The organism is Cellulomonas uda (assembly GCF_006538705.1).
Lineage (GTDB): Bacteria > Actinomycetota > Actinomycetes > Actinomycetales > Cellulomonadaceae > Cellulomonas > Cellulomonas uda.
The window spans coordinates 66,373-75,986 of sequence record NZ_BJLP01000009.1 but is presented as its reverse complement, the minus strand read 5'-3'; the positions used below and the strand labels follow the sequence as shown (position 1 = coordinate 75,986).

The 9,614-nt window shown below is 74.0% G+C and carries 7 protein-coding genes; 1 reads left to right on the top strand and 6 read right to left on the bottom strand.

From position 1 onward, the window contains the following. Positions 1–108: 108 nt before the first annotated feature. The 6 genes from CUD01_RS04205 to proC form a co-directional block, all read right to left on the bottom strand. Complete coding sequence (locus CUD01_RS04205; RefSeq protein WP_141318967.1) at positions 109–1,101, bottom strand: ABC transporter substrate-binding protein; 993 nt, start codon at positions 1,099–1,101, stop codon at positions 109–111. Positions 1,102–1,684: 583 nt separating this feature from the next. Further along, positions 1,685–3,193, bottom strand: coding sequence for an L-arabinose isomerase (araA, locus tag CUD01_RS04200; protein ID WP_094180843.1), 1,509 nt, complete (start codon positions 3,191–3,193; stop codon positions 1,685–1,687). Further along, positions 3,190–3,936 carry an L-ribulose-5-phosphate 4-epimerase gene (locus CUD01_RS04195; RefSeq protein ID WP_094182311.1) on the bottom strand — a complete coding sequence of 249 codons (747 nt, stop codon included), beginning with the start codon at positions 3,934–3,936 and terminating at the stop codon, positions 3,190–3,192. The genes araA and CUD01_RS04195 overlap by 4 nt, the downstream gene beginning before the upstream one ends. A 46-nt stretch (positions 3,937–3,982) precedes the next feature. Next, positions 3,983–5,614, bottom strand: a complete 1,632-nt coding sequence (locus tag CUD01_RS04190; protein ID WP_141318965.1) for a xylulokinase — start codon at positions 5,612–5,614, stop codon at positions 3,983–3,985. A 170-nt stretch (positions 5,615–5,784) separates the two neighbouring features. Beyond that, a complete protein-coding gene (locus CUD01_RS04185) occupies positions 5,785–6,777 on the bottom strand; it encodes a LacI family DNA-binding transcriptional regulator (protein WP_243861267.1) in 993 nt (330 codons plus the stop codon). 193 nt (positions 6,778–6,970) lie between these two features. After that, positions 6,971–7,798, bottom strand: a complete 828-nt coding sequence (gene proC / locus CUD01_RS04180; RefSeq protein WP_141318962.1) for a pyrroline-5-carboxylate reductase — start codon at positions 7,796–7,798, stop codon at positions 6,971–6,973. Positions 7,799–8,042: 244 nt separating this feature from the next. Between proC and CUD01_RS04175 the strand changes: the two genes are divergently transcribed. Next, positions 8,043–9,599, top strand: a complete 1,557-nt coding sequence (locus CUD01_RS04175; RefSeq protein WP_141318960.1) for a DUF7059 domain-containing protein — start codon at positions 8,043–8,045, stop codon at positions 9,597–9,599. Positions 9,600–9,614 lie beyond the last annotated feature (15 nt).

Sequence of the window (9,614 nt, the reverse complement as noted above, 5' to 3'; positions counted from 1 at the left end):
GGGGGGCCCCGCCGCACGGCTGTGGTGGTGTCACCGGCACGCGGCCCGCGTCAGCGGTCCGGGCCCGTGCCTCGAGCCGGCGTCGGCGGCTCGGTCGTGCTGCTCGCCTCAGTACAGGCGCGCGTCGACCTCGTCCTGCGTGATGCTCTGGTCGAACGTCTTGTCGACGACGATGGTCTCCTTCGGGACGTCGTCACCGGCGTGGACCTTCTTGATCGCGTCGACGATCTGGTCGCCGAACACCGGGTTGCACTCGACGACGAAGTTGAACTTCTTGTCGACGAGCGCCTGCAGGCCGTCGCGCACACCGTCGACCGTGACGATGACGATGTCCTTGCCCGGGACCTTGCCGGCGTTCTCGATCGCCTCGATCGCACCCAGGCCCATGTCGTCGTTGTGCGCGAAGAGCAGGTTCATGTCGGGGTACGCCTGCAGCGCGGCCTCCATCGCGGCCTTGCCCTCGGCGCGCGTGAAGTTGCCCGACGCCTTGCCGATGATCTTGTCCGCGCCGACCGTCTCGTCGAAGCCGGCCTCACGGTCGACCTGCGCACCCGAGCCGAGCGTGCCCTGCATCTCGAAGATCTTGGCGTCGGGGTAGTTCTCCTTGACCCACTCGCCGGCCTTCACGCCCTCCGAGTGGAAGTCCGCGCCGATCCAGGTGACGTACGGGTCCTCGACCGTGGTGTCGACCGTGCGGTCCACGAGCACGACCGGGATCTCGGCGTCCTTGATCTCCTGCAGGACCTCGTCCCAGCCGGTCTCGACGACCGGCGAGAACGCGATGACGTCGACGCCCTGGTCGATGAAGTCGCGCAGGGCCTTGATCTGGTTCTCCTGCTTCTGCTGCGCGTCGGAGAACGTCAGGTCGATCCCGTTCTCCTTGGTGAGCGAGGCCTTGACCGACTCCGTGTTGGCCGTCCGCCAGCCCGACTCGGCGCCCAGCTGCGAGAAGCCGACCTTGATCAGGTCGCCGTCGCCGCCCTTCGCACCCGTGTCGCCGTCACCGTCGCCGTCGCCGCCGCTGCTGCAGGCAGCCAGACCGAGCGAGAGAACGGCCACGGTCGCGGCGATGCCGCGTGCCCGGAACTTCTTGCTGACCATGCTTTCTCCTCCTCGAGAAACCAGTCGTGCCCAGCACGTCTGTGTGGCCTCACCGGCCGGTCGCACCGTCGCGATCCGTCCCGATGTGAGCGTTCACTTGACGATGTTAACGCTCACACGTCCGACGGGCCAGGCTTCGAACGATCTGTTACCGAGCTGTGACCGACCCGCGCCACGCCCGCTCCCCCACTCCGCACCACCGCGACCGCGACCGACTTGACCACCTCCGCCGCCGCCACCACGCCGACGGTACGCCCTCCCACCCCCACACCCCGCACTCCACACCCGGCACCCGCCACCCGCGCCCCGCACCGCCCGCTCCCCCTCCGCCGAGTGCGCACGCTCCGGCTCGAGTGCGGACGCCCGGCGTGCGCACTCGAGCACCGACGACCGCACTCGACCGCGGGGGGGGTGGGGCGGGTGGGTGGGGTGGGTGGGTGGTTGGGGTGGGTGGGGTGGGGCGCGTGGGTGGCGTGGGGCGCTTGGGCGGGGTGGCGGGTGGGGGGGAGACAGCGAGGCCCCGACCGTGGTGGTCGGGGCCTCGTCGGTACGCCCGGGACGACCCCCGGGCGAGCTGGTGGGGTCAGAAACCCTGGGCCAGGCGGTGGTACGCCTGGTTCCAGCGCACCTGGTCGCGGAAGCCGCGCCGGGTGGTGCTCTCGTCGATCACGAGCAGCTCCGCCGACGACAGGTCCGCGAAGATCTCGAACGCCTCGACACCGACCGCGGTCGACAGCACGGTGTGGTGCGCGCCGCCGGCCGTCAACCATGCCTCGGTGCTCGTCGTGAAGTCCGGACGCGGCTTCCACACGGCGCGCGCGACGGGCAGGTGCGGCAGCGACGCGCGCGGCGGGACCACGTCGACGACGTTCGCGGTGAGGCGGAACCGCTCGCGCATGTCGGACAGCGCGACGACGACGCCGACGCCCGGGTCCGCGTCGAACACCATGCGGACCGGGTCCTCCTTGCCCCCGATGCCCAGCGGGTGGATCTCGACGCGCGGGGTGGCGGTGGTGAGGGACGGGCAGATCTCGAGCATGTGCGCGCCGAGGATCAGCTCGTCGCCCGGCGTGAGGTCGTAGGTGTAGTCCTCCATGAGCGACGCACCGCCGGGCAGCCCGGCACCCATGACCTTGGCCGCGCGCACGAGCACGGCGGTCTTCCAGTCGCCCTCGGCCCCGAACCCGTAACCCTTGCCCATGAGGCGCTGGACCGCGAGGCCCGGGAGCTGACGCAGGTCGCCGAGGTCCTCGAAGTTCGTCGTGAAGGCCTTGGCGCCCAGCGACGACAGGAGCTGCTCGAGCGCGACCTCCTGACGCGCGGCGTAGCGCAGCGACTCGTGGCGCTCGCCGCCCGCCCGCAGCTCGGGCGCCACGTCGTACAGCTCCTCGTACTCCTTGACGAGCACGTCCACGTCGGAGTCGGCGACCTGCGCGACCGCGGCGACCAGGTCGTTGACGCCCCAGGTGTTCACCGAGACGCCGAACCGCACCTCGGCCTCGGTCTTGTCGCCCTCGGTGACGGCGACGTTGCGCATGTTGTCGCCGAACCGCGCGAGGCGCAGCGACTGCGTGGCGGCGCGGCCCGCGGCGGCGCGCACCCACGTGCCGACGCGGCGCGCGACCGCGGGGTTGCTCACGTGCCCGGACACCGTGGTCCGGGTGACGCCCATGCGGGCCGCGATGTACGCGTACTCGCGGTCGCCGTGCGCGGCCTGGTTGAGGTTCATGAAGTCGAAGTCGATGGAGTCCCACGGCAGCTCGACGTTCGCCTGGGTGTGCAGGTGCAGCAGCGGCTTGTCGAGCACGGACAGGCCGTGGATCCACATCTTGGCCGGGCTGAACGTGTGCATCCAGGTGATGACACCGAGGACACGGTCGTCACTGTTCGCGTCGAGCATCGCCCGGCGGATCGAGTCGGAGTCCTTGAGGACGGGCTTCCAGACGATCGTCACGGGCACGTCAGGGCTGGCGTCGAGCGTGCGCGCGACCTCCTGCGACTGCTGGGCCACCTGGCGCAGGGTCTCCTCGCCGTACAGGTCCTGGCTCCCGGTGAAGAACCAGACCTCGCGGTCGGCGTACGGCTTGCTCACGCGTGCTCCTCCTTGGTGACCGTGGCGGCGTTGCCCTGGCCGTAGACGTTCTGGTACCTCGCGTACAGCGAGTCGACGTGGTGCTGCTCGATGGGCAGGGGCTCGCCGAGCTGGCGTGAGACGTGCACGGTGCGCGCGACCTCCTCGACCATGACGGCGGCCTTGACGGCGGCCTTCGCGTCGCGGCCGATCGTGAACGGGCCGTGGTTGCGCATGAGCACCGCGGGACTGCGCGAGCCGCGCAGGGTCTCGACGATGCCGCGGCCGATCGAGTCGTCGCCGATGAGCGCGAACGGGCCGATCGGGATGTCGCCGCCGAACTCGTCGGCCATCATCGTCAGCACGCACGGCACGGGCTCGGCGCGCGCGGCCCACGCGGTCGCGTACGTCGAGTGGGTGTGCACGACTCCGCCGACCTCGGGCATGTGGGTGTAGACGTAGGCGTGGGCGGCGGTGTCCGACGAGGGTGCACGGTCGCCGTCGACGAGCTCGCCGTCGAGCGTGCACACGACCATCGCCTCGGGGGTCAGCTCGTCGTACGTGACGCCCGAGGGCTTGATGACGAGCAGGTCGCGCTCGCTCGGTCCCGCCGGGTCGACGACGACCCGCTGCGAGACGTTGCCCGCGGTCCACACGACGAGGCCCCACCGCGGGAGCTCGGCGTGCAGGCGGGCGACGACCTCGCGGGTGCGCGCGACGTCCTCCTGGACGGACGCGGGGTGGTCGGCGAGGGTCCTCGTCATCGGGGTGCGCTCCTGCGTGGTGCTGGTGGTCATGGTGGCTCGTGGGTCAGATCGCGTCGGTGGCGGCGCGCTCGACGGCGAGGCCGGCCTCGTACCGCTCGAGGTACGCGGCGAACCCGCGCACGTCGTCGGGGTCGGGCTCGACGACGTCGATCTGCGCGTCTGCGAACACGTCCTGCGCGAGGTACGTGCCCAGGTCACGGTCGGCGGCGTGCTGCAGGTACGCGGCGAGGACCGCGATCCCCCAGGCACCACCTTCCCCTGCGGCGCTGCCGACCGCGACGGGAGCGTCCACGGCGGCCGCGAGGAGCCGCTGCGCGACGCCGGCGGTGCGGAACAGGCCGCCGTGCGCGTACATCGCGTCGAGCTCGACGCCCTCGGCGGCGAGGACGCGCATGCCCAGGCTGAGCGTGCCGAACGCGCCGTAGACCTGCGCGCGCATGAAGTTCGCGAGCGTGAGCCGGCTGTCCGGGGTGCGCACGAACAGCGGGCGGCCCTCGGTCAGGCCCGTGACGGGCTCGCCGGACAGGTAGTTGTAGGCGAGCAGGCCGCCGCCGTCGGCGTCGCCGTCGAGCGCCTCGCGCAGCAGGGCGCCGAACACGTCGTCGGGCGACGAGGGGTGGCCCAGCACCTGCGCGAACCGGCCGAACACCTGCGCCCACTCGCCGAGCTCGCTCGCGCCGTTGTTGCAGTGCACCATCGCGACGAGGTCGCCGGACGGCGTGGTCACGAGGTCCAGCTCGTCGTGCACCTGCGACAGCGGCTTCTCGAGCACGACCATCGCGAAGATCGACGTGCCGACCGAGATGTTCGCGGTGCGCGGCGCCACCGAGCTGGTCGCGACCATGCCGGTGCCCGCGTCGCCCTCGGGCGGGCACAGCGGCGCGCCGGCGACGAGCGTGCCGGTCGGGTCGAGCAGCGCGGCGCCCGCGGCGGTGAGCCGGCCCGCGTCCTGGCCCGCGACGCGGACGGCGGGCAGCAGGTCGACGAGGCGGGTGCCCGGGCGGCGGTCGGCGACGAGCGTGTCGAAGGACGCGAGCATCGCGGCGTCGTAGTCGTGCGTCGCCGTGTCGATCGGGAACATGCCCGACGCGTCGCCGATGCCGAGCACCTTCTCGCCCGTGAGGCGCCAGTGCACGTAGCCGGCGAGCGTCGTGACGAACGCGACGTCCGGCACGTGCGGCTCGTCGTCGAGGACCGCCTGGTAGAGGTGCGCGACCGACCAGCGCAGCGGGATGTTGTGGCCGAACAGGGCCGACAGCTCGGCTGCGGCGGGTCCGGTGCTGGTGTTGCGCCACGTGCGGAACGGGACGAGCAGCTCGTCGGAGGCGTCGAACGCGAGGTAGCCGTGCATCATCGCCGAGACGCCGATCCCGCCGAACGTCGTCGGGCGCACGCCGTAGCGCTGCTCGACGTCCGCGACGAGCGACGCGTACGCGTCCTGCAGCCCGGCCCACACGTCCTCGAGCGCGTACGTCCAACGGCGATCGACGAGCTGGTTCTCCCACTCGTGCGCGCCGGTCGCGACGGGCGCGCAGTCGGGCCCGACGAGGCACGCCTTGATGCGCGTCGAGCCGAGCTCGATCCCGAGCGCCGTGCGGCCGGCGACGATGTCGTCCCGGATCCGCGCGGCTCGCGCCTCCTGGTCGACGCCCTGCGGCGTCACGTTCTCGGTCATCGCGCCCCTTCGCACGTCCCTGTCCACATCCCCCCGCAGGGCGACCCCTAGATGTTAACGCTCACACCGGTGGAGGTACACCATTTGACCCGCCCGGCGTCCAGGAACGCGTACGGACGGGCCCGAACCGGCAGCGGACTGCGGGCCCCGGGGCCGGGCTGGTGCCGGAGCTACACGCCCGAGCTGCGCCGCACGACGATCTCCGGCGGCACCAACCGCGGCGCACCGCGCCGCTCGCTGCTGCCCAGCGCACCCCGCAGCACCTCGATCGCGAGCGTACCGAGCCGCACGAAGTCCTGCCGCACGGTCGTCAGCGGCGGCAGGTAGTGCGCCGAGCCGACCTCGTCGTCGAACCCGACCAGCGCGACGTCCTGCCCCACGCGGATCCCCGCGTCCCAGAACGCGTGCTCGAGACCCAGCGCGAGCTGGTCGTTCGCGGCGAAGATCGACTCCGGGACCCGCCCGCGCGCGGCGAGCTCACGGCCCACGTCGTACCCCGCGTCCGCGGACCAGCCCGCGACGATCGGCTCGCGCACCACGACGCCCGCCGCCGCGCACTCCTCACGCCAGCCCGCGAGCCGGTCCTGCGCGTCGAACCAGTCCTGCGGGCCGGCCACGTGCAGCACCTCCGTGTGCCCGCGCGCGAGCAGGTGCCGCGTCGCGAGCCGCGCGCCCAGCCGCTGGTCGACGCCGACCGACAGCACACCCTCGGTCTCGCGCAGCTCGAGCGCGGAGCAGATGAGCACGACCGGCACGGGCACGTCGAGGCCCGAGACGGCCGCCGCGACCTCACGCGTGGGGGCGATCACGACCAGCGCGTCGACGCCGTGGTCGAGGAAGTGCTCCACCGCACCGCGCATGGACTCCGCGGTGAACCGGCGCATCGTCGCGACCGAGACGTACCAGCCGGCCTCACGCGCCGCCTGCTCGAACGCGACGAGCGTGCTCGTCGGCCCGTACAGCGCCGAGGCCGGCGTCACCACCCCGAGCGTGTCCGAGCGACGCGTCACGAGCGCACGCGCCGCGCTGTTGCGCCGGTAACCCAGCGACGCGATCGCGGCCTGGACGCGGTCCCGCGTCTCCGGGCGCACGCTCGGGTGCCCGTTGAGGACCCGTGACACCGTCTGGTGCGAGACGCCCGCGGCCAGCGCCACGTCGCTCATGGCAGGCGGCCGGCTCCCCGAGTCCGTCGACATCCGTGTGCTCCCTCGTGCGACGCCGCGCGCCGCGATCGGCGGGTACCCCAGGTACCGCGCATCGCCCCCTACGTACCGTAGGGCCACCGGCCCCTCCACGGTGACGTGACCGGAGGGTGACACGCGGGTGGGGCCGCCCGACGAGGTGGCGGTGACGTGGTCAGGCGCGGCCGAGCTCGCGCGAGCGCTCGTACGCGGCGCGCGCCGCCGCGACCACACCGGCACGCACCGCGTGCGCGTCGAGCTCCGCGACCGCCGCGACGGTCGTCCCGCCCGGCGACGACACCCGCTCGCGCAGCACCGCAGGGTGCTCGCCACCGGCCGCGAGCGCGCCCGCGCCCTCGACCGTCGCGACCGCCAGACGCGTCGCCAGGTCACGCGTGAGGCCGAGCAGCACGCCGGCCTCCGCCATCGCGTCGATCAGGTAGAACGCGTAGGCCGGACCTGAGCCGGAGATCGCCGTGACCGCGTCGAGGTCCTTCTCCGCGACGCGCACGACCAGCCCCGTCGCCGCGAGCACCCGCTCCACGAGCGCGAGGTGCTCGTCGGAGGCGTGCGTCCCGGCGGCGATCGCGCTCGCCCCCTTGCCGACGACCGCAGGCGTGTTCGGCATCACCCGCACCACCGGCGTCCCGGCGGGCAGCCGCTCCTCGTACGCCGCGATCGGCACCCCGGCGGCCACGCTCACGACGAGCGCACCCGCGGTCAGGTGCGCGGCGACCTCGTCGAGCACGGCGGGGACGACGGCGGGCTTCACCGCGAGCAGGACGACGTCCGCGCGCGCGGCGGCCTCGGCGTTGGTCCCGTCCGTCCGCACCTCGTGCCGCTGCGCCAGCTCGTCGCCGCGCTGACGCGACTGCTCGGTCACCTCGACCCGGTCGGCGGGCCACCCGCCCGCCAGCAGCGCGGCCACCAGGGCCTCGCCCATGACGCCCCCGCCCAGCACCGCCACCGCGGGCGTGCTCCCGCCGCGCTCCTGCTCGGTCATGGTGACGCCACCTTCCTCGTCGCTGCCTGGTCCGCTGCCTGGTCCGCTGCCTGGTCCGCTGCGTGGTCCGTCCGCGCTCCGTCGTCGGCCGCCGCGGCCGCCGCGAGGACCGCGGTGAGCCTACCGAGCCCCGCCCCCACCCCCCAGCCCGCCGAGCCCGCGCTTCCTCCGGCTCAGGAGCCCGCGAGCCGGAGCAACCGCGGGGTCGTCGGGCGGGCGCACGGCCGTCGGGGAGGATGGGGGCGTGGACGTCCCCCAGACCGAGCCGCGGCTCGTCGACGCGCTGAGAGCCGACCTCGAGGACGCCGGGTACGGCGTCGAGCACGTCGAGGAGGTGCTCGGACCGGTCGCGACCGCCGCGCTGCACCGCGAGGAGACCGTCCCCGCGCTGCGTGCCACGGCCGCGGCCACCGGAGCCGACGCACGCGTCGCGGCGCTCGTGCGCCTGTTCGTGCTCGGCACGGCGGTACCGGCCGCGCTCGTCGCACGCGCCCTCCCCCGCCTCGGGGTGGACGGCGCCCAGCGGCTCGGCCTCGTCACGGCGGCGGGAGCGGGCGCCGACGACGAGGTGCGCGCGCTCGTCGACCTGCGCCCCTACGCGGCCACCGACGGACGCGGCGACGCCACCTGGTGGCTCGCGTCCGACCTCGGCGAGCTCGCGACCGGCGGCGCGCTGCGCACCGACCACGTGCTGGGGGTGGGCGGAGCGTCGACGACGCTCGCGCAGGTCACCGTGCGCGACGAGCGCGCCCGTGCGCTCGACCTCGGTACGGGGTGCGGGGTCCAGGCCCTGCACGCCGCCCGGCACGTGCGGCACGTCACCGCGACCGACATCTCGGCCCGTGCGCTCGGGTTCGCGCGGTTCAACGCGACGCTCGCGGGCGTCCGGCCGGACCGGGTCACGCTGCGCGAGGGGTCGATGCTCGAGCCCGTCGCCGGGCAGGCGTTCGACCTCGTCGTGAGCAACCCGCCGTTCGTCATCACCCCCCGCCGCGCCGACGTCCCCGCGTACGAGTACCGCGACGGCGGACGCGCGGGCGACGACCTCGTGCGCGACCTCGTCACCGGGGTCGGCGCCGTGCTCGCGCCGGGCGGCGTCGCCCAGCTCCTCGGCAACTGGGAGGTGCGCGGCGGCCAGGCGTGGCACGAGCGCGTCGGGGCGTGGGTCGACGAGTCCGGGCTCGACGGGTGGGTCGTGCAGCGCGAGCTCCTCGACCCCGCGCACTACGCCGAGACCTGGATCCGCGACGGCGGCACGACCCCCGAGCGCGACCCGGCCGGCTGGACCGCGCGCTACGACGCGTGGCTCGACGACTTCGCAAGCCGCGACGTCGAGGCCGTCGGGTTCGGGGTCGTCACCCTGCGGCGCCCCGCCGACGACGACCGGCCACGCCTGCGCCGCCTCGAGGAGGTCACCGGCACGGTCCGCCAGCCGCTCGGGCCCGCGGTCGCCGCGGCACTGGCCGCGCACGACTGGCTCGCCGCGCGCGACGACGACGCGCTCGCCCGCGAGCGGCTCGTCGTCGCCGCGGACGTGACCGAGGAGCGCTACCTCACGCCCGGCGACGTGGACCCGCGCATCGTCCTGCTCCGGCAGGGCGGCGGGTTCGGCCGCACGGTGCAGGTCGGGACCGCCGCGGCGGGGTTCGTCGGCGCGTGCGACGGCGAGCTCACGGTCGGGCAGCTCGTCGGCGCGCTCGGAGCGCTGCTCGACGTGGGCGCGGACGCGGTCGCGGCGGACGTCCTGCCGACCGTGCGGGGTCTCGTCGAGGAAGGCCTCCTCCTGCCCGCCTCGACCTGACCGCCGACCGACCGG